Genomic DNA, 19,393 nt, shown 5'->3' with positions numbered 1-19,393 from the left:
GGCTCACGCCACCGGGGCCGGGGCCGGCTCGGCGCCGGTCAGGAGCCGTTCCTTCACGCCGGGCCACTCGGCGCGCAGGACGCTGTAGAAGACGGCGTCGCGGCGACGGCCGCCGGGCATGTAGTTGAAGCTGCGCAGCGTGCCCTCCTCGACGGCGCCGATGTTGCGGAGTGCGCGGCGCGCCTGCTGGTTGAGGACGTCGGTCTTGAATTCGACGCGCTCGGCGCCGAGCACCTCCATGGCGTGCCGCAGCAGAAGGAACTTCGCCCTCCGGTTGATTCCCCTGCCCCGGAAGTCGCGGCCGAGCCAGGACCAGCCGATCTCCAGGCGCCGGTCGGCTTCGGCCAGGTTTCCGAAGCTCATGCTGCCGGCGGCGCGGCCGGTGCTCTTGTCGACGACGACGAACACCGCGCGCCGGCCCGCGAGCTGGTCGGCGAGTGCCGCGTCGAAGAAGGCGTGGTAGTCCTCGCTGGTGTCGACCCGGCTGACGAAGTACCGCCAGATGTCGGGGTCCAGCGCCACCGCGTGCAGCGCCTCGCGGTCCTGCTCGGTGACGGGGCGCAGCAGGACGTGCTCGTCCTCCAGTGTCGCGGTCGCGGATTCGGTCCAGCTCATGGTGGGTCTTCCTCGCGGGTGTGGGTGGGCGGGCGCGGGCGTGGTCAGACGGCGAGGCCCCGGGCGGGGTCCGCGAGTTCGTCGGCGAAGGCGGCGCGGATCTTCTGCCGCAGCGGTTTGTACTGGGAGGACAGCAGGCCGTTGGACACGGAGAAGGGTTCCGTGGCGAGCACGGCCCGGCTGACGCGCTCGTGGCGGGCGGCGAGAGCGTTGGTCCGCCTGAGGTGTGCCGTGACGGCGCTCTCGTCCGTGTCGCCGGAGACGGGCGAGACGACGGCGACCAGTTCGCCGCCGCCCGGGCTGAAGACCAGGCACTCGGCTATCTCCGGGCTCTGCCGCAGCCGGTCCTCGATGGGCCGTACGGCGACGTTGCGTCCGTTGCCCAGCGCGATGACGTCGTCGGCGCGGCCGGTGATGAACAGGAAGCCGTCGGCGTCCAGGTGGCCGACGTCCCCGGTCCTGACCGTCGCGTCGGGCGCGAAGACCCGCTCGGACACCCCGGGGTCGGCGTAGCTGTAGCGGCGGTTGACGGGGAAGTCGGCGCGCACGCTGATGTTGCCGTGCTCGTCCAGCAGGACGGTCTTGCCGGCCACGACCCGGCCGACGCTGCCTTCGCGGGTGGCGCCGGGGTGGTTTTTGGTGACGATGCAGGTCTCGTTCATCCCGTAGCCCTCGTAGACGGGCAGCCCGCAGGAGTGGAAGAAGCGCAGCGTGGCGGGGTCCGCCGGGGCCGATCCGGTCCACAGGTAGCGGACGCGCCCGCCGAACAGGCGGCGTGCCGTCTCGCCCAGTGCCCGCGGCCGCTCCTCTTCGGCCACGTCCGTCACCCGTGCCTCGATGTGGCGTCTGGCCAGCTCGTAGAAGGCCGGTACGCCCATGACCACGGTGGGCCGGGTGCGCCGCAGCGCCGGCAGGGCCGCACCGTAGGTGCTGATGGTGACGTCGTGTCCGAAGGCCAGTGCCGAGTACACCCAGTAGCGCTGTTGCAGGAGTGACAGGGGCAGGAACACGAACAGGTCGTCGCCGGGTCCGTGCGCGAACATGTCCTGGACCGCGCGCAGCGAGCTGTCGATGCTGCCCGCCGTGGCGGCGAGTCCCTTGGGGCTGCCGGTGCTGCCCGAGGTGAACTTCAGTGTCGTCTCGTCGTCCGGCCCGTACGTAAGAGCGGGCAGGTCGCCCCGGATGTCGTCGAAGGCCATCCGGCGGGCTTCCGCCAGGGGCAGCACCCCGGTGTCGGGGCTCTCCTCGTCGCTGAAGAGCAGGGCCAGGCCGTAGCGGTCGAGGAGGGGGCGGCCGGCGGTGAACTTCCCGGACTCGAAGCCGGCCGTCATCACGCCGAGTCGCAGGGCGGCCAGGTCGAGCAGCACCCACTCGAGCGAGTTGCGGGCCAGGACGCCGATCCGGTCCCCGCGGCGGAGCCCCAGCCGCCGCAGGTGCAGGGCGAGACGGCCCGCCAGGTCGTACAGCTCCTCCAGGGGGTAGGTCTCCGTGGGGCCGGCGCCCCGGAAGGAGATGCGGTGTCCGGGCTCGGGCGGCCCGGCGGTGATGCGGTTGAGCGCCGACCGTGTCATGCCGCGTCGGCTCCTCGCGGGTCGACCGGCGTGAAGAACACCTTCTCGCGCAGTTCGACGCGCGTGCCGGGGTCGAGCAGCCGCACCGTGTCGGGCCAATGGGCCGGGGCCGGGTCGCCGAGTGCGGTGGACAGCCTCCGGGCGAACCGGGGCATGACCGGGGCGGCGCACTGGGCGAGCAGCCGCGCCGCGGCCAGCTCCAGTGCCATGGTGGTGCGCGCCTCGCCGCTCCAGCGCTCGATGCCGGAGGTGGCGCCTTCCTGCCGGCTGAAGCGCACGGCGTCACGGACGAGTCCGTGCAGTTCCTCCGCGGCGTCGTTGAGCGAGAAGCCGTCCGGGCCGTAGGCGGCGGCGAGCGCGCGGCGGCGGGCTTCGAGGCGGTTGAGGAACGCCGAGTGCTCGGGCCGCCACGTCCCGGCGTCGGGCGCGATGCCGTCGAACTCCTTGTCCAGCCGCTCGCCCACCCGGTTCAGCCACTGCTGCCAGGTGCCGATCAGGTCCGTCTCGACCAGTGCGGTGAAGGCGGCCGACCGGAAGTCGGTGCGGCGGCCCTCCGGGCGGGTGCGGGCGAGGAAGTACCGCACGGCGTCGACGGACTCCGGCGTGAGGATGTCCTTGCCCCAGATCGCGTGGCGGCGGCTGGTGGAGAACTTGCTGCCTTCCAGCAGGTAGAACTCGTTGACGTGGTAGTCGATGTCCGCCTTCCAGCCGGGGTGGGCGAGCTTGTACAGCGCGGGGTACAGGACCGAGTGGTAGAAGCTGTTGTCGTAGCCGAAGAAGTGGACGATCTTCCACTCGTCCTGCGGAGTCCGCGCCTGCCAGGGGCGGTTCAGGCGCCGCCCCAGGGCCTGGATGCCGTGCAGGAACCCGTAGGCCATCTCCGGCCAGACCCAGATGACCTGTCCGGGCACGTCACTACGGCCCGGCCGCACGCCCCAGTCGGAGGGGTGCGTGAGGGGCACGTCGTGGCCGGGGCGCCGCAGGACGCGGTCGGCGAGTTCCCTCAGCCGGGCCGGTACGCGCCCCAGCCCGTGGTGGGCTTCGATGTCCGCCCGGTGCTCGTGCAGGGGCAGCGTGTACCGCGTGACGGTTCCCTCGGTCGGTGCGCCGCCGTCGGTGGTGGCCACCGGATCCGCCAGGTCGACCACGGAGTTGGGCTCGCCGCACTCCTCGCAGATGTTGCCGCTGGTGCCGTGGGAGCAGGACGGGCAGACGCCGCTGACGTCGACCTCGTACAGGTAGCGCCCGGAGGCGTCGAAGAGCGCCGGTGCCTCACGGGGCGTGACCCCTCCCGAGGCCACCAACTCGGAGAAGAACTCCCGCAGACCGTCGGGGTAGTCGGTGTCGGCGTTGGTCACCGTGTACTGGTCCGGTTCGATGTCCAGCAGCTTCAGCGTGGCGGCGATCTCCGCGCTGTAGTGGGCGGCGGTGTCGGCCGGCTCGCGGCCGTCCCGGCGGGCGGCTGCCTGGACGTAGCTCTGGAAGTCGTCGCTGCCGGTCAGGTGCCAGGCCTGGGCGCCGGTCATCCGCTGGAACCTGACGTAGGCGTCCGCGCCCAGGTAGGGCCCGGACAGGTGGCCGAGGTGCAGGTCGCCGTTGGGGGTGGGCGGGGTGGAGAAGACGAACTGGGGGCGGTCGGTGAGCCGGTCCGTGCGGGCCGAGGCCCGGGCCGCGCGTTCGGCGTCGCGCCAGTAGAGGGTGAGGAACACCAGGTCGTCCTCGCCCGGGTTCTCGATGACGTGCCGCTCGAAGGGATCGAAGACGACCATCGAGCCGGCGCTCACCTCCTGCCGCCGGCCGTCGGCCACGACGACGCCGCGGCCGGCGGTGATGACGAACACCTCCGTCTCGTCGTGCCGGTCGGGGTCGGAGACCCGGCCGGGGGCGACGCGGCCCCATCCGGCGCCGACTCCGGCGCCGTCGATGCCTGCCATCTCGATGCCCAGTGCGGCACGCAGGGCAGCCGTGTCGTACGTGCTGATGATCACGGGTGACTCCTTGGGACTGTCGTAGGGCACAGCAGCCGGGCCGCGTCGGCGGCGATGGCCGGTGCGAGCCGGTATCCGGAGCCGTTGGCCGCCCCGGCGAAGATCACGTTCTGGAACTCGTCGACGGGCCCGACCACGGGGATCCGGTCGGGGCTGTAGGCGTCGCAGAAGACGCGGCCCGTCGTGCACAGCGGCACCAGTTCGGGCGCGAGACGGTCCAGTACGGACCGTGCTTCGGCCAGTTCCGCCGGTGTCACGCAGTGGTCGGCCGCGTCGGGTGCGACGTCCCACTGCGCGGAGGTGTAGCTGAAGAGCCAGTGGCCCCTGTGGTGGACGGGCAGCAGGAAGGCGTCCTCGTCCTCGAAGACGATCGCTCCTTCCGTGGGGCTCGGCCGCCGCTCGACGTGGAGCGCCACGACCTTCTTCACGCGCAGTCCCAGACCGGCCGTCCAGGGCCGCCAGGCCGGGTCGGCCAGCCAGGGGCCGGGTGCGAGAAGGACTTTCGACGCCGTCAGCGTGGCCCCCGAACTCAGGCCCAGGCCGACGTGGCCGGGGCGGGAGGCGACCGTGCGGACCCGGGTGCCTTCCAGGAACCGCACGACGGGGCGCAGTCGGGCCGCCAGTCGCTGGGTCAGGGCGGCGACGTCCGCGTACTGTCCACCGGTCACCTGCCAGGCACCGGTGCCCCCGGGCAGCCGGACCGGGCCGGCCGGACCGGGCGGGGGCAGGGCCGTGCGGCGCAGCCTGCCGGGCAGGTAGTGCTCCGCCAGCCGGTCCGCCCGGGCGTCGGCGGCGATCACGGTGGTGTCCAGCCCGTGGATGGGCAGTTGGGGGTCCTCCCGCTTGAGTGTGCGGTAGTAGCTCTCGCTGAAGGAGGCCATGCGGCGGACGGGCGCCGACGCACCGCGCGGGAAGTGCAGGCCCGCCGACCGCCGGCTGGCACCGCCGGCGACGGCGTCGCGCTCGACGACGGCGATGGAGCCTCCCGGGAGGCGGTCGAGGACCGCGCGTGCCGTCAGACAGCCGACGATGCCCGCTCCGACGATGGCGACGTCCACCCGGGCGTCGCTGTGCTCCGTCGGCGCGGCGGCCCCCGTCAGGCCGCCCATGACGACTCCAGGGCTGTCTTGGCGGACCATTCGATGAAGGAGGGCTGCTGCTGGTCGGAGCGGGTCCCGCGCAGCCGGTCGGCGATGCGCTGGCTGCGGTAGGCGTTGAGGCTCAGGTTGGGGTCGGCCAGTCCGCGCTGTCCCCGGGTGGCGTTCTGTACGAAGATCTGCCGGTCCGACGGCCCGTCCCAGCGCACCGCGTAGCTCTCGTCGACGCGCGGCTCCTCCCCCTCGTACTCCAGCCGGTCGGCGATCGGCGCCAGGAACGACATGTCGGCCGGCCTGAATCCGGTGGCCCACACGACGACGTCGGCGTCGGCCGGTTCGCGGCTGGACGGCCGGTCGGGGTGGGTGAGGGACAGCTCCCATCCCCGGGCGTCCCCGCCGGTCACGGTCTCCACCGACCGGTTGGGGTACAGGGCGAAGCGGTCCGTGGCGCCCTGCACGAAGCGCAGGACGTAGAGCTGCTGGTAGATCTCCCGCAGGGTGCTCTCGGAGATGCCGTCGCTGGAGAGGACCATGTCACGGTTGAAGGCCTCGCGGACCCGCCGGTCCTGCCGGAAGAAGTGATCGGAGTGGCACGGCATGTAGAAGTCGTTGGTGAACGGCGAGTCGTCGATGGGGAAGAAGTTGGCGCGGCGCGACACCCAGGTCACCCGGCGGGGCGCCCGGGAGCCGGTGCGGGAGAGCAGGTCGAGTACGGCCTCCGCGCCCGACTGACCGCCGCCCACGACGCAGACGCGCTTGCCGCCGAGGGCACCGTCGCGGTGGACGAAGTCGCTGACGTGGAACTGCGTGCGTGCCGAGGCGGTGGCCTGGGGAGGCAGCCAGGGCCGGGTGCCGACACCGACGGCGAGGTTCTCGGCGCGCACCGTACGGCGGTTGGTGCGCACCACGAACTCGGTGTCGAAGCCGACCGACCGGACCTCCTCGCCGAAGGCGATGTCGGGGTTGCGCTCGCTCGCCCACCGGAGGTAGTTGCGGAACTCCTGGCGGGGCAACGCGTCGAACTGGGCGTTCAGGAAGTGGTAGATCTTCCCCTGGTCGTGCAGGTAGGCCAGGAAGGAGAACGGGTTCGTCGGCTCGGCCAGTGTGACGAGGTCCTTGAAGAGGGACACCTGGAGGGACGCCCCGGGGATCTGCTGCCCCTCGTGCCAGCCGAACTCCGCCTCCTTCTCGAAGAAGACGTTGCGCGTCCCGCGGTCTCCGTGGAGCAGGGAGGCGAGGCTCAGGTTGGCCGGACCGACGCCGATGCCGACGCAGTGGTAGTGCGGGTCTTCTGGTTCGGTCGCGTTGCGCACCATAGCCGGAGTTCGCCCTTCTAAGCCGAGAGATACGGGACGAGGCCTCGCGGGTGAGTCGCCTCGCCACACCTGCGGGCCCCTTCAGGCACCGCGCGCCGGCCGGATCCCGGCCCCCCACCGGGCCGCTGCGGCCGGTCGGTCGGGCCCTCGGCGCCGGTGGTGGGCCGCCAGGTGCGCTGGTTCCGTCCCATCCTTCGCCGTGCGGGACCCTCAGCGGCAGCCCCTCCTTCGGGTATGCCTGCCGCGCCAGGGCCCAACGGGCGCCCATTGGCGTCTTGGCCGCCCGAGGGCCGGCGGCGAGCCTGTTCTCCCAGCACGCGACGGCATTTCGGCGCCGGCGTGAAGAGGAAGGGACGCGGTTGGGATGGACGGGGCCAAGGTGCTCGCGCAAGAGACAGCGAACGGGACCGCCGGGCGGGACGTCACCGGTGAGGTGATCAGGTCGGTGGCCGCCATGACGAGGCGACAGCCGGAGAGCGTCACCGCGGAGACACGCTTCCACCAGGACCTGGATTTCGACTCCACCAACGTCCTGGAACTGCTGATGCGTCTCGAAGCCGACCTCGACATCGAGTTCGACCCCGACACCTTCGGCGCCGGCGCCTTCGAGACGGTCGGCAGCCTGAGCGCCCACGTGCGCCAGGTCCTCGGCGGCTGACCGCGGCCGCGACACAGGAAGGCGAAGGTATGCTCCCGCTCCCGGGCGAGCCGCATCCACGGCTCCCCCTGCGCGACACCGCCCGACGCGACGGTCCGCGCTCCGCGCTCACCGCCTTTCACCAGGCGGCCGGTCCCCGCACCCTCGTGTGCGGACCGGCGGGGCACGTCCTCGCTCCCCGGGAGCTGGTCGCGGACGCCACCCGGGTCGTTCTGTCCGGGCGGACGGCCGCCCGTGTTCCGGCGCGTGAGCGCCACCTCGCCCACGCGCTCCCGGCCCGGCTCGATCTGGTCGCCCTGCGCTGCCCCGCCCCGGTTCGGCCCGAGCTGCCCATCCGGCCGATCCGGCTGGAGCGCCCTGACCGGCCTGACGGGCCGGACCGGTCCGACGGGCTGGAGCGGTCCAACGGGCTGGACCGGTCCGGCCGGTGGGCCGGCGACGCGGTCCTGTGGCTGCGGCTCGGCCTGGCCCAGCATCTGATGGCGGCGGTACTGGACCATCTCGGGGAGCGCTCCTTCGGCGACACACCGCTCGTACGGCTGCCCGCGACCAAGAGCGCCCTGGCCGAGGTGGCCGTCACGCTCCTGGAGACGGAGAGCAACCTGCGCGGCGCGCCGGCCGACGGCCCGGACGACGCCACGCTCCTGCTGCTGCACCAGCAGGTGACCACGGTGGACGACACGCTGCTCCGCCTGCTCGGCGCCAACGGCCTGACCTCCTCCGGTCCGGGCGTCACCGCCCATGTCTCAAGGCTCCTGGCCGACCTCTACGCCCCTTGCCTCATCCTTCGGGAGGCGGCGTGAGCGGCCTCGACCACCGTCTTCGCGTTCTGCGCCAGTACGTCCGTGACGGGGCGCCCGCGCTGCGGACCGCCGCACAGGAACTGGATGCGCACCCCGATGGTTCGACTCTGTACCCGCAGGTTCCGCTACTGGATCGCCTCGCGACGCTCCAGATCCCGTCCCGGTACGCCCGGAACCCTTTGGTGATCGAGGGGCACGCGTACTACCTCACCTCCGCCGTCGAGCGGGTGGTCTTCCACGAGGAGGCCGCGGCCCACGGCGACGCGGCGCTGCTCCTGTCGGCGCCCGGCTCGCTGACCGCGGGCATGCTCGTCACCGCCCTGGGCGACGACGAGCAGCAGCGCGTGTTCTTCGACCGGGTGCAGGCGCGCCCCACCTGGACGTTCCTCGCCATGACCGAACCGCAGGGCGGATCCGACGCGGCCAACCTGCGCACGACGCTGACCCCCTGCGACGGCGGCTACCGGCTCAACGGCACCAAGCGCTTCGTCGGCAACGCCCACCGCTCCCCCGTCGGAGTCGTCACCGCCCGCACGGGCCCCGGGCCCCTGGGCATCCGGTGCGCCCTCGTGGACACCTCGGACCCCGGTTGCGGCACCGGGCCGATCGCAACGCTCGGCATGCGCGGCGTTCTGGGCACGCTCGACTTCCAGGACGTCCGGGTACCGGAGTCGGGGCTGCTGGGCCGCCACCTCTCCCCCACCCGGCGCGGCATGTGGGGCTGGCTGCACTCCTTCAATCCCCTGCGCTGCGTGGCGGCCGCCCTGGGCGTGGGCATCGCCCGTGCCGCGTACGACTACGCCCGGCACCACGCTTCCCCGCAGGGCGGAACGGTCGCCCTCAGCCTGGACACCCTCGGTGCCCGCATCCGAGGTGTGCAGGGGCTGACCAGGCACGCCGCGGCGGCGGTCGACGCGGATCCCGCGAACGCCCATCTGCCGGCGGCGGCCAAGAACGCCGCCGCACACCTGGCCGTCGAGGCCACGTCCACCGCGCTCCGGCTCCTGGGTCCGGGCGCACGGCTGGAGCACCCCCTGCTCGACAAGTGGGCGCGCGACGCCTTCGGCATCGAGTACATGGAGGGCACCTCCCACGTCCAGGCGCAGAGCGTGTTCAACGCCCTCGCCCGCACCGGCACCGCACCGCGGTGATCCGGCCGACCGACGAGGGCCCCGGAAAGGAGGAAGCGGCCATGGACCCGGAGACCGAGGGCCGTTCGGACGCGGTGCACGTCTGGTACATGGATCTCGACGAGTTGTCCTCCCGCCCGCACCGGCATCTGGAGAGCGCGCTCGGTCCCGAGGAGCGCGCTCGCCGCGCCGGCTATCCCGAGGCCCGCAGCCGGGCGCGGTTCACGGCGGCACACGGTGTCCTGCGGCTGCTGCTGGGCCGCTTCCTCGACATGCCCGCCGCCCAGGTGCGCATGCGGTGCGGTCCGCTGGGCAAGCCGACGCTGCCGCCCGGGGCGCCGCCTGTGCACTTCAGCCTCTCCCACTCGGGGGCGCACGGCGTCGCCGCCGTGTCGGTCGGCCGAGAGGTCGGGGTCGACCTCGACCGGCCCCGGGACGGGTTTCCCCTGGAGTCGTTCGCCCGCCGCTACTTCCCCCCGGCCGAGGCCGACTTGGTGCTCGGCGCGCCGCGCGAGGACCGGATGCGGGTCTTCCTCACCTTGTGGACCCGCAAGGAAGCACTGGTCAAGGCGGCCGGATCGGGGATCTCCCTGGGCGTGGGCCAGCAGGTCGGGGGCACCGCCGACGCGGCCGTGGTGACGGCGGCGCAGCCCCGGTTGCGGGGCACCTGGCACATCCGGACCCTCTCCCCGCCCTACGGCATCGGCGCCGTCGCCCTCGCGCACCACCGTCCCTATCGGGTCATCGCCCACAACTGGGCCGCCACCGAGAGTCCCTGACCTCTGCCCCGCCACGGGGCCCGCCGCACTGCCGCACTTCGCCACACACAAAGGATGCGAACCGATGATCGTACTGGGCCTGAGCGGTCTCCCCTACGCGCAGGATCACCTGCTGAAGAACACCACCGACCCGCACCCGCTCGACGAGCGCAACGTGCAGGGCCTGGACAGCGCGGCCTGCCTGATCGTCGACGGCCGGGTGGTCGCCGCCGCGGCCGAGGAACGCTTCAACGGCGACAAGGGAACGGGCCGTTTCCCCGCCAACGCCGTCAACTACGTCCTGCGCGAGGCCGGCATCGACAGGGCGGAGGTCGACGCGATCGCGCACGGCTTCGACTACGACCGCCGCCGCCGCCTCTTCGCCGGCAGCCAGGACTACTTCGACGCCGTCCTGAGCGGCGCCACGATGGTCGAGTCGCTTCAGAACACCGGCTGGAGCGACGTCCAGGAGCGCTTCCACGCCGTGGACCACCACCTCGCCCACGCCGCGTCCGCCTTCTACCCCAGTGGCTTCGCCTCCGCGTTGTGCGTCGTCTCCGACGGCATGGGGGAAACGGAGTCCCTGTCGGTCTTCCGGGCACGGGACGGGCACCTGGAGAGGCTGCACTCCCAGCCGGTCTCCCAGTCCCTGGGGCTGCTGTACTCGATCTGCACCCGCTTCCTGGGGTTCGCCTCCAACTCCGACGAGTACAAGGTCATGGGCCTGGCCGCCTACGGAAACCCGGAGCCCTACCGGGAGTTGTTCGAGGATCTCGTCACCTTCGACGCCGACACCGGGTCGATCCTGGTCGGCTGGCCCACCGGCTCCCTCCGCGACCCGGAACTCGGGTACCCGAACGCGATGCGGTACCTGGAGAGCGTCGCGTTCCCCTCCCCCGTCCAGAACGGTGAGGTCGTCCAGGAGCAGGCCGACTTCGCCGCCGCCCTCCAGGCCCGGCTGACCGTCGTGCTCACGTCCCTGACGAGTCACTGGCTGCGGCGCACCGGGGAAACATCTCTGTGCCTGGCTGGCGGCACGTTCCTCAACTGCAGGGCCAACCAGGCCATCTGCGACCTGCCGGACGTCGAGCGCGTCTTCGTCCAGCCCGCCTCGGGCGACGACGGGACGGCGCTGGGCGCCGCCCTGCACCTGACGCAGCAGCTCGCGGCCCCCTACGTCCGGCAGCCCGAGGGGTTCCAGCCGTACACGGGCCCCTCGTACACCACCGACGAGGTACGCCGCGCCCTGGAGGAACGCGCCGAACACGGCGACATCGCCTGGGAGTACGTCGGATTCACCGACGACTACTTCACCGCGGCGGCCCGGGACCTCGCCGAGGACCGGATCATCTCCTGGTTCCACGGCCGGATGGAGTTCGGCCCGCGGGCGCTCGGGAACCGGTCCATCCTGGGGTTGCCGAAGGGCGACCGGATCAAGGAACGCATCAACAGCCTGGTCAAGTTCCGCGAACCGTTCCGGCCCTTCGCGCCGGCGGTCCTGGACGAGGATCGCGACAGCCTCTTCGAGACCCGCGCCCTCGCGCCCACCCGCTACATGCTGTGCACCGCGCGGGTGCGTGAGGAGCGGCGCGCCGCCGTGGCCGGAATCGTCCACGCCGACGGAACCGCCCGCATCCAGGACGTGCGCGAGGACTACAACCCGAAGTTCTGGGCGCTGCTGAAGGCCGTCAAGCGGGAGACGGGAACGGGCTGTGTCGTCAACACCTCGTTCAACGTCAAGGGGCAACCCCTGATCATGGACCCCCGTACCGCGATCGACACCTTCCTGCGCACGTCCCTCGACCGGCTCTACATCGAGGGATACGTCGTGCAGAAGGCCACCGACGCGGCCTGACGACCGGTTCCGGCCTGCGAGGACGGAAGCGGCAACTGCCGCTTCCGTCCGCCCGGAACGCCTTCCGAAGCCGGTGACGCCTCGACAAGACTTGGACCCATCACCAAGCGAGTTTCGAGGAGTTCACCATGTCCCGTCGTGTCCGAGCCGCCTTCCGCAGCCACCTCGCCGTCGCCGCGCTCGTCGTCCTCGGGGCTCTCGGCGTCCACGCCGCCTCGACCGGCGCGCCCTCTCCCGCCGCCGGCACCGCCGTGGCGTCCGGCAGCGACTCCATGGTGTGGGACTGATCCCCGTGGTGTGGGACTGACACAGTGCCTCCGCCTCCCCCGCTGTAGCATTCACTCCCATCTCATTGCAATGAGCGCCATGCGCTACGTTGCATTACCTCGGACACCGTTGCAATGATTTTAGGCTTGTGAGCTGCACTTATACAGATCCAGTGCAACTTACGACTTACCAAATCTGTGAATGCAACGTAGCGTTTCTGGTGTCGGAAACAGCGAGTGAAGAGCAGAGGGAGACCGCCATGCCGCAGTACGACACCCCGAACCAGGTCTCGGCCGTGATCGACGTCCCCGCCGGGCACGTCCGGTTCATCGCCGCCGACCGGACCGACACCACCGTGGAGGTCCTCCCCGCCGACCCGTCCAAGAGCCGCGACGTGAAGGCCGCCGAGCAGGTCGGCGTCACCTACGACAAGGGCGTCCTGCGGATCCAGTCCGCTCCGGCCAAGAACCGGGTCCTCGGCACCTCCTCCGGCGCCGTCGAGGTGACCGTCCAACTGCCCTCCGGCTCCAACGTGGAGGGGAAGACGGCCGCCGTCGAACTCCGGGGCGTCGGACGGCTCGGCGACGTCACCTTCGACAACGCCCAGGGCTCGGTCAAGGTCGACGAGGCCGCCAGCGTCCGGCTGACCGTCCTCGCCGGGGACGTCTCGCTGGGGCGGCTGAGCGGCCCTGCCGAGATCACCACCAGCAAGGGCGACATCCGGATCGCCGAGGCCTCGCGCGGCACCCTCACCCTGCGCACCGAGCAGGGCGAGATCTCCGTCGGCGCCGCCCGTGGGGTCTCCGCGACGCTCGACGCCGGCACCACCTACGGCCGTGTCAGCAACTCGCTCAAGAACGCCGACGGTGCTGCCGCCGGTCTGACCATCCACGCGACCACCGCCTACGGCGACATCGTCGCCCGCAGCCTCTGAGGAGCATCCCCATGACCAACCCCGCCATCACGGCCCAGGGACTCCGCAAGTCCTACGGTGACAAGGTCGTCCTGGACGGCATCGACCTCACCATCCCCGAGGGAACCGTCTTCGCGCTGCTCGGCCCGAACGGCGCCGGCAAGACCACCGTGGTCAAGATCCTCTCGACCCTGATCACCGCCGACGGCGGCCAGGCCCAGGTCGGCGGTCACGACCTCGGCACCGACCCGCAGGCCGTGCGTGCCGCGATCGGCGTGACCGGTCAGTTCTCCGCGGTGGACGGGCTGATCACCGGCGAGGAGAACATGCTCCTCATGGCTGACCTGAACCACCTGTCCAAGGCCGAGGGGCGGCGGGTCGCCGCCGAACTGCTGGAGCGCTTCGACCTGGTGGAGGCCGCGAAGAAGCCCGCCTCCACCTATTCCGGCGGCATGAAGCGCCGCCTGGACATCGCCATGACCCTGGTGGGCAGCCCGCGGATCATCTTCCTCGACGAGCCCACCACCGGCCTCGACCCGCGCTCCCGCCACAACATGTGGAAGATCATCCGGGAACTCGTCACCGGCGGCACCACCGTCTTCCTCACCACCCAGTACCTGGAGGAAGCCGACGAACTCGCCGACCGCATCGCCGTCCTCAACGACGGCCGCATCGCCGCCGAGGGCAGCGCCGACGAACTCAAACGCCTCATCCCCGGCGGCCACGTCCGCCTCCGCTTCACCGACCCCACCGCCTACCGCGCCGCCACCACCGCCCTCACCGGCGCCGCCCGCGACGACGAGGCCCTCACCCTCCAGATCCCCAACGACGGCAGCCAGCGCGAACTGCGCACCGTCCTCGACCGGCTCGACACCGCCGGCATCGAAGCCGACGAACTGACCGTCCACACCCCCGACCTCGACGACGTCTTCTTCGCCCTCACCGGCCCCGACACCAGCGTTCCCGCCCAGACCGAGCAGCCCAAGGAGACCGTCCGATGAGCACCCTCTCCCTCGCCGTGCGCGACTCGACCACCATGCTCCGCCGAAACCTGCTGCACGCCCGCCGCTACCCCTCCCTCACCCTGAACCTGCTGCTCACCCCGGTCATGCTGCTCCTGCTCTTCGTCTACATCTTCGGCGACACCATGAGCGCGGGTATCGGCGGCGGAGACCGCTCCGACTACATCGCCTACCTCGTCCCCGGCGTCCTGCTGATGACCATCGGCAGCACCACCATCGGCACCGCCGTCTCCGTCTCCAACGACATGACCGAGGGCATCATCGCCCGCTTCCGCACCATGGCCATCCACCGCGGCTCGGTGCTCATCGGTCACGTCATCGGCAGTGTCCTCCAGGCCGTCATCAGCGTGGTCCTCGTCGGACTCATCGCGCTGGCCATGGGCTTCCGCTCCACCGATGCCACGGCCCTGGAGTGGCTGGCGGCCTTCGGAGTGCTCGCGTTCTTCACCCTGGCCCTCACCTGGATCGCCGTGGGCATGGGCATGGGCAGCCCCAACGCCGAGGCCGCGAGCAACAGTGCCATGCCGCTGATCCTGCTGCCGCTCATCTCCAGTGCCTTCGTGCCGATCGACGCGATGCCGGGCTGGTTCCAGCCGATCGCCGAGTACCAGCCCTTCACCCCGGCCATCGAGACCCTGCGCGGCCTGCTCCTCGGCACCGAGATCGGGCACAACGGCTGGCTGGCCGTCGCCTGGTGCCTGGCGCTCACCGTCCTCGGCTACCGCTGGTCCCAGGCGCAGTTCAACCGCGACCCCAAGTAAGCGGATGCGTGCCCGCACCACCCGCGACCGTCCACCACCCGAGGAGTCGCAGCACCCAGGAGGGCCCCGGCCACGGCCGAGGGCCCTCCTTACGTTTCACAGCGGCAGCGTTATGCCCAGCTGCTGCATGGCACTGGAGGGCGGCCCGCCTTCCGACCGCTCGGTCTTGTAACCCTTGACGCGGGCCTCCAAGGTGCGCGGGTCGACGGCCTCGGCGGGAGCGCTCTTGGCGTAGAGACCACCGGGCTGGCTGTCACGGTCGTGCGGCAGCAGCCAGAACACTCGTCGGCGGAAGGTGCCTGAGGCCCGGGAAGCCTTGGCCGTGGGGCCCAGGATCGCGTAGCCGACCATGCGCCCGTCGCGGTGGTAGGCGGGTTTGCCTTTCCGGGTCGGCAGTCGGTCCAGGCTTTGGCGAACGTAGTCGAGGTCGTCGATGTCCTCCAGCCAGACCAACTGGCCTTCGTGACTGATCTCGTCCTCGGTGATCAGGGAGCTCATGCGCCTGCAGCCCTTTCCTGGTCCGTGAGCAGGCCGATGCCTGGATAGTGCTTGCGCTGATTGGAAAGGATCATCTCCTTGGGCGAGGCCAGTCCCACGAGTTCCCGGGTCCGGGCCGCGAACGCCCTTGAGGACATGACCGGTGCCCCTTCATTCTGGCACCAGGTCTTGTAGGCGGCGTAGAGCGCCGTCTGCTCCGCTCGGAGGTCATGGCCGAGCACACAACTCTCCTCGTAGAAACGGCCGGTGTGATCCTCGGTCTCCGCGTACGCAGTGGTGGCGATGCGTACGCGCTCCGGGCCGGTGAGGTCGCGGTCACCCGCGAGGTAGTGCCGCGCGCCGTCGATGAGCCAGCCCAGGATGCCGGGTCCCTCCTCGGTGACAAGGATGTCGGCCAGGTTGTCGATCTTCCGGTGGTCGGGGACGACGCGTTCGAAGGGGATCAGGCGCATGCGGCGCCAGAAGGCGAACCCGCCGGTGCCCACCTCGGGCCGGTGGTTGCCCAGCAGCCAGAGCTTGTGCGTCGGCTCGAAACTGAAGAAGTCCTGCCGCATCCGCCGCGCCTTGATCCGGTCCCCACCCGTCAACAGCTTGACCCGCGCCTCGTCGAACCGGTCCCCCGGCTTCACCTCGGAGCACACGATCACCCGGCGCCCGTGCAACTCCGCCAGATCGGTGGGATGCCCCTCGTAGGGACGGGCCATCAGGAAGCCGGGCGGAGCCGCGTCCGCGTAGTCCCCGAGCAGCTTCATGAGTACGTCCAGGAGGACGGACTTGCCGTTCTTGCCGGAACCGAAGAGGAACGGCAGGACCTGGCCACCGACGTCACCGGTGACCGAATACCCCAGCAGAAGCTGGAGGTAGTCGATCATCTCCCGGCCCTCGGCGTCGTCTCCGAAGGTGTCGGTCAGGAACCTCTCCCAGCGCGGGGTGGTCTGGTGCAGGGGGCCCACGGCGGTGGAGCGGGAGTGGAAGTCCTTGTTGGGGTCGGGCGCCTTGATCAGTCCGGTGCGCAGGTCGACGATGCCGTCCGGCGTGCACAACGCGTACGGGTCCGCATCCAGCCGAGCCGCGTTCAACACCATCCCCGGTGCCGACCTGGCCTGCGCCAGCATGGCGTTGATGCCCGTCGTGGAAAGAGCCCGACGGCGGTGGGTCTGGAGCGCGGTGGTCGTGAAGGCGCCCCGCGGGTCGTGGGTGGCGATGCTCTCGGCGAGGTCGCCTGCGGCCCACAGGACGGTGTCGTCCTCGTCCATCTGCCAGCGGGTGGTGTCCCAGCGGTACCAGCCAATGCCGGGGACGTGCCGGTAGTCGTTGGCGTAGAGCCTCACGAAGAGCTTCGCGTTGCCCCGGTCGGACAGCGTGTCGGGCAGCAGTCCGTCGGCCGTGGCGTCCCCCACCGGTGTGTGGTGGTGGCCGGACTGCGTGGGGCGGGGCACGGCGGTGGCGCCCTGGGCGCGGATCTGCGCGGCGACGGCTTCCGGGTTGAACTCGAAGAGGGTTTCGGGCCGGGGGGACGTCACTGGCGCCTCCCGTTGTCGTGAAGTGGCCGGTTGAGGCCCGCGGTGAGGCCGCTGCGGATGATCTGCTCGATGCGGCGCTCCTGTCCGGGGCGGGCCGCGGCCGCGGTCTGCGTCAGCGCCTGCTCGGCTTCCTCCCGGAGCAGCCGGCCTGCGGCGACGAGACCGCCCAGCGTGTACGAGGCGCGGTTGAGCGTGTCGGAGAAGCCCGCGCCCTCGGGGACCTGTCCGCAGGCCTCCACCGGGGCCAGGACCGCCGCGAGGATGTGCTGCTCCCGTCCGCCGCCCGCGGCGAGCACGGCCTGCCGGGCCCGGGGCGGGACCGGTCTGGGGGCGGGGATGTTGGACGCGGGCAGGTGGCCGGTGCGTTCCAGTTCCTGGGCGAGCCACAGCGGCAGCGCCGCTGGTTCGCGCACGCTGCCGAGAGGGGTGTAGACGCCCTGCCGGGTGGCGGTGCCCGGGGCGATGATGTAGCTACCGTGGGCGCGGATGTCGACCTGCCAGGCCAGGGCCCGCCCGGCGCCGGAGCCCACCGAGGACTGCCAGCGGCGTCCGTCACCGACCCGGTACCAGACGTGGAGCCCTCCGGAAGGGGTGCGCACGCGCAGCGTGGACTCGTCCTCCGCGGGGCTGGGCCTGCCCCGCAGGGCGGCCAGGACGGCCAGGGTGTGGAATCCATTGGCCAGTCCGGTGAGGTCGATGTGGTCGGCGATCGGGATGCCGGGCAGGATCCGGTCCCGCGTGGGCGGCTGCACGGGGTGGGCGTCGATGTCGATGACGACCAGGCCGGCTCGGCCGCAGGAGACCCCGATGCCGAACTTGGGGTTACTCCCCCACCACTGCTGGATGCGCTCCTGGTCGAGGGTCGCGGAGTGGAATCCGTGGCACCAGCGACCCGCGGGGATGCAGGGGCAGTCGGTGTGGGGATGCGGATTGTCCCGACAGTCGCTGCAGTTGGCGACGGGGATCTTGCGACCGACGGCCAGGGGGTGAACGGGCCAGCCTCGGCGGGCACACCACCGTGCGGTCGCCAGAGGGAGGTCAGCGACTGAAGCCTCAGGGGCGGACCTACGTGAGTCGCTGCGGGAAAGGTGCAGCTCAGCAGGCATCTCTCTCCCCCATCAGCGACTGAAGCGACTCAACGATGGACACAGACTAGCGAACGTGTCCGGTGAGGTCATGGAGCCTGGGGAAAACTCCTGTGCCGCCGTGTCGGTGAGGCCTGTCGGAGAGGCACCAGCGACCCAGACTGAAGCGCAGCGACCGAGGGGCTTTGGGTCGCTGTCTGAGTCGCTTCACGAAACCGCAGGTCACAGTGCATGCAACAGATCAATTAGCGACTGAAGCGACTGAAGGCTTCTATATATAACGCACACACGCGCACACGAATGTCCTCATATACCCGTACCTTGAGTCGCTTCAGTCGCTACTACGCCGAGACACCCCCTCTGACCTGCGCTTTTGTAGTAACTCAAGGCAGCGACTGAAGAGTCGCTGAGTAGCTGTTCTTCAGTCTCAGAGCCGTGTCGGGGTTCTGAGGGGGCAGCGACCATAGCTACCGAAGCGACTCAACGGGAGCGAAGTAGCCGTCAGGACTGGAGACTCAAGAGGTGAGGCGCCGCCTTGCGTTTCACAGTCTGTGAATCGCCTCGGAGCGGGGCAGGCTGTTCCTCATGGCATCCCGCAGCAAACGGTCCACCGACCCGACGAAGCCCCTGGTCAGGCCGGCCAGAAGCGTTGGCCCGCTGGACGCCCGCGCCCTCGTCGGTCAACTGCGCTCACTGCACGAGGAGGCCGAGGACCCCGCCGTTGAACGCATGCCGGCGGACGATGAGATCTACGGCGCACTCCTCTACGTGGAGAAGCACGCGGGCTCGCTGCGAAGCCTGCCTCCCGAGAAGCAGAAGGCAGCCGCCCTGACCCGCGTACTGCTCTGGGAGTTCCTCGGCGAACGTCTGCATGTGCACCAAAGCACGGCCGTCGAGGCCGCCCGAGCGGCCGGTGCCGAATGGAGGGAGCTGGCTCCGGCCCTGGCCGTCGGGGCGTCGAACGCCGCGTACAACAAGGCCCTGCGTCTGAGGGCCGTCTCGCTGGCCGAGGCCGGGGCCGAAGGCGAACCGGTCCGTCGCACCCCCGAGGCGGTCCGCCGGGCCGAACGCTGCATCGCCGAACAGCGGGCCGCCGAGCAGCGGGCGCAGACCGCCGCCCGGCAACGGCATCATCTCCTCGCTCGAAGCGCACAACGTCTCCTGGACCAACAGGACGCGCTGGTCCTGGACGAGGACGCCGAGTACTGGCTCGGTGAGGTGGCTGAGGTACTCCCCCACTGCGACACGCCCACGCAGATGCTCGGTCTCAGCCGGTACCTGAGCGCCGCGTTGCGCGCCCTTCGCAGGCAGGAGCAGCACTCCGGCAAGCCGATGGCCCGCACCCGCGAAGCCCACGCCGCCTGTGAAGCGGTCGCCGCCGCCCTGGCTGAGTAGTCCCCTCCCCCGCCTGTGCAACCCGGCCATTCCGCAGGGAGGGTGAGACGGCGTCGGTCACCGTGCGCACTATTACGCCGTAATAGCTTGCTCGCTCGTCTGGTCTGTGAGGCGAACTATTACGGCGTAATAGCCCCA

General features: G+C 70.9%; 18 protein-coding genes. 10 read left to right on the top strand and 8 right to left on the bottom strand.

The genetic code is table 11. The annotated features are described in order from the left end of the window. Positions 1-3: 3 nt before the first annotated feature. Genes ACZ67M_RS34480 through ACZ67M_RS34460 form a run of 5 tightly spaced genes read right to left on the bottom strand, consistent with a single transcriptional unit; the run spans position 4 to position 6,587 of the window. Positions 4-615, bottom strand: coding sequence for a GNAT family N-acetyltransferase (locus ACZ67M_RS34480; RefSeq protein WP_392239574.1), 612 nt, complete (start codon positions 613-615; stop codon positions 4-6). Between the two features lie 44 nt (positions 616-659). Continuing rightward, a complete protein-coding gene (locus ACZ67M_RS34475; protein WP_467323724.1) occupies positions 660-2,186 on the bottom strand; it encodes an AMP-binding protein in 1,527 nt (508 codons plus the stop codon). Continuing rightward, positions 2,183-4,174, bottom strand: a complete 1,992-nt coding sequence (locus tag ACZ67M_RS34470; RefSeq protein WP_469853962.1) for a class I tRNA ligase family protein — start codon at positions 4,172-4,174, stop codon at positions 2,183-2,185. The genes ACZ67M_RS34475 and ACZ67M_RS34470 overlap by 4 nt, the downstream gene beginning before the upstream one ends. Then, positions 4,171-5,283, bottom strand: a complete 1,113-nt coding sequence (locus tag ACZ67M_RS34465; RefSeq protein WP_469853961.1) for an NAD(P)/FAD-dependent oxidoreductase — start codon at positions 5,281-5,283, stop codon at positions 4,171-4,173. Before ACZ67M_RS34465 ends, ACZ67M_RS34470 begins: the two co-directional genes overlap by 4 nt. After that, positions 5,271-6,587: a lysine N(6)-hydroxylase/L-ornithine N(5)-oxygenase family protein gene (locus tag ACZ67M_RS34460; RefSeq protein WP_385800795.1), complete on the bottom strand. Its 1,317-nt coding sequence runs from the start codon at positions 6,585-6,587 to the stop codon at positions 5,271-5,273. Before ACZ67M_RS34460 ends, ACZ67M_RS34465 begins: the two co-directional genes overlap by 13 nt. A gap of 364 nt (positions 6,588-6,951) precedes the next feature. On the opposite strand from ACZ67M_RS34460, the gene ACZ67M_RS34455 reads away from it, so the two are divergent. The 9 genes from ACZ67M_RS34455 (at position 6,952) to ACZ67M_RS34415 (ending at position 14,754) form a co-directional block, all read left to right on the top strand. Further along, the gene (locus ACZ67M_RS34455; protein WP_361363214.1) at positions 6,952-7,245 is read left to right on the top strand and encodes an acyl carrier protein; all 294 of its coding nucleotides are present in this window, start codon (positions 6,952-6,954) and stop codon (positions 7,243-7,245) included. Positions 7,246-7,274: 29 nt separating this feature from the next. Beyond that, positions 7,275-8,048 carry a hypothetical protein gene (locus ACZ67M_RS34450; RefSeq protein WP_469853960.1) on the top strand — a complete coding sequence of 258 codons (774 nt, stop codon included), beginning with the start codon at positions 7,275-7,277 and terminating at the stop codon, positions 8,046-8,048. Continuing rightward, entirely contained in the window at positions 8,045-9,199 is a 1,155-nt protein-coding gene (locus tag ACZ67M_RS34445; RefSeq protein ID WP_385800799.1) for an acyl-CoA dehydrogenase family protein, read from the top strand. The genes ACZ67M_RS34450 and ACZ67M_RS34445 overlap by 4 nt, the downstream gene beginning before the upstream one ends. 41 nt (positions 9,200-9,240) lie before the next feature. Continuing rightward, complete coding sequence (locus ACZ67M_RS34440; RefSeq protein WP_392016350.1) at positions 9,241-9,957, top strand: 4'-phosphopantetheinyl transferase family protein; 717 nt, start codon at positions 9,241-9,243, stop codon at positions 9,955-9,957. Between the two features lie 64 nt (positions 9,958-10,021). Beyond that, a complete protein-coding gene (locus ACZ67M_RS34435; RefSeq protein ID WP_361363203.1) occupies positions 10,022-11,791 on the top strand; it encodes a carbamoyltransferase family protein in 1,770 nt (589 codons plus the stop codon). Positions 11,792-11,919: 128 nt separating this feature from the next. Beyond that, a complete protein-coding gene (locus ACZ67M_RS34430) occupies positions 11,920-12,078 on the top strand; it encodes a hypothetical protein (RefSeq protein ID WP_392016349.1) in 159 nt (52 codons plus the stop codon). Between the two features lie 239 nt (positions 12,079-12,317). After that, positions 12,318-12,992, top strand: coding sequence for a DUF4097 family beta strand repeat-containing protein (locus ACZ67M_RS34425; protein ID WP_392103278.1), 675 nt, complete (start codon positions 12,318-12,320; stop codon positions 12,990-12,992). Between the two features lie 11 nt (positions 12,993-13,003). Further along, on the top strand, positions 13,004-13,972 hold the full coding sequence (locus ACZ67M_RS34420; protein WP_467323718.1) for an ATP-binding cassette domain-containing protein: 969 nt from the start codon (positions 13,004-13,006) through the stop codon (positions 13,970-13,972). After that, a complete protein-coding gene (locus ACZ67M_RS34415; protein ID WP_469853959.1) occupies positions 13,969-14,754 on the top strand; it encodes an ABC transporter permease in 786 nt (261 codons plus the stop codon). Before ACZ67M_RS34420 ends, ACZ67M_RS34415 begins: the two co-directional genes overlap by 4 nt. 96 nt (positions 14,755-14,850) lie before the next feature. Here ACZ67M_RS34415 and ACZ67M_RS34410 read toward each other — a convergent pair whose 3' ends face one another. The 3 genes from ACZ67M_RS34410 to ACZ67M_RS34400 are packed head-to-tail and all read right to left on the bottom strand — an operon-like array spanning position 14,851 to position 17,881. Further along, a complete protein-coding gene (locus ACZ67M_RS34410) occupies positions 14,851-15,252 on the bottom strand; it encodes a DUF6009 family protein (protein WP_064732169.1) in 402 nt (133 codons plus the stop codon). After that, complete coding sequence (locus tag ACZ67M_RS34405; RefSeq protein ID WP_469853958.1) at positions 15,249-16,775, bottom strand: DNA primase family protein; 1,527 nt, start codon at positions 16,773-16,775, stop codon at positions 15,249-15,251. Before ACZ67M_RS34405 ends, ACZ67M_RS34410 begins: the two co-directional genes overlap by 4 nt. After that, positions 16,772-17,881: a bifunctional DNA primase/polymerase gene (locus ACZ67M_RS34400; protein WP_392016333.1), complete on the bottom strand. Its 1,110-nt coding sequence runs from the start codon at positions 17,879-17,881 to the stop codon at positions 16,772-16,774. Before ACZ67M_RS34400 ends, ACZ67M_RS34405 begins: the two co-directional genes overlap by 4 nt. Positions 17,882-18,445: 564 nt before the next feature. Here ACZ67M_RS34400 and ACZ67M_RS34395 point away from each other — a divergent pair. Next, complete coding sequence (locus ACZ67M_RS34395) at positions 18,446-19,255, top strand: hypothetical protein (RefSeq protein ID WP_385804200.1); 810 nt, start codon at positions 18,446-18,448, stop codon at positions 19,253-19,255. Positions 19,256-19,393: the final 138 nt, after the last annotated feature.

Source organism: Streptomyces sp. NPDC107500 (genome assembly GCF_055582785.1).
The sequence above is the reverse complement of the archived record's forward strand: the minus strand, read 5'-3'. Positions and strand labels throughout refer to the sequence as shown.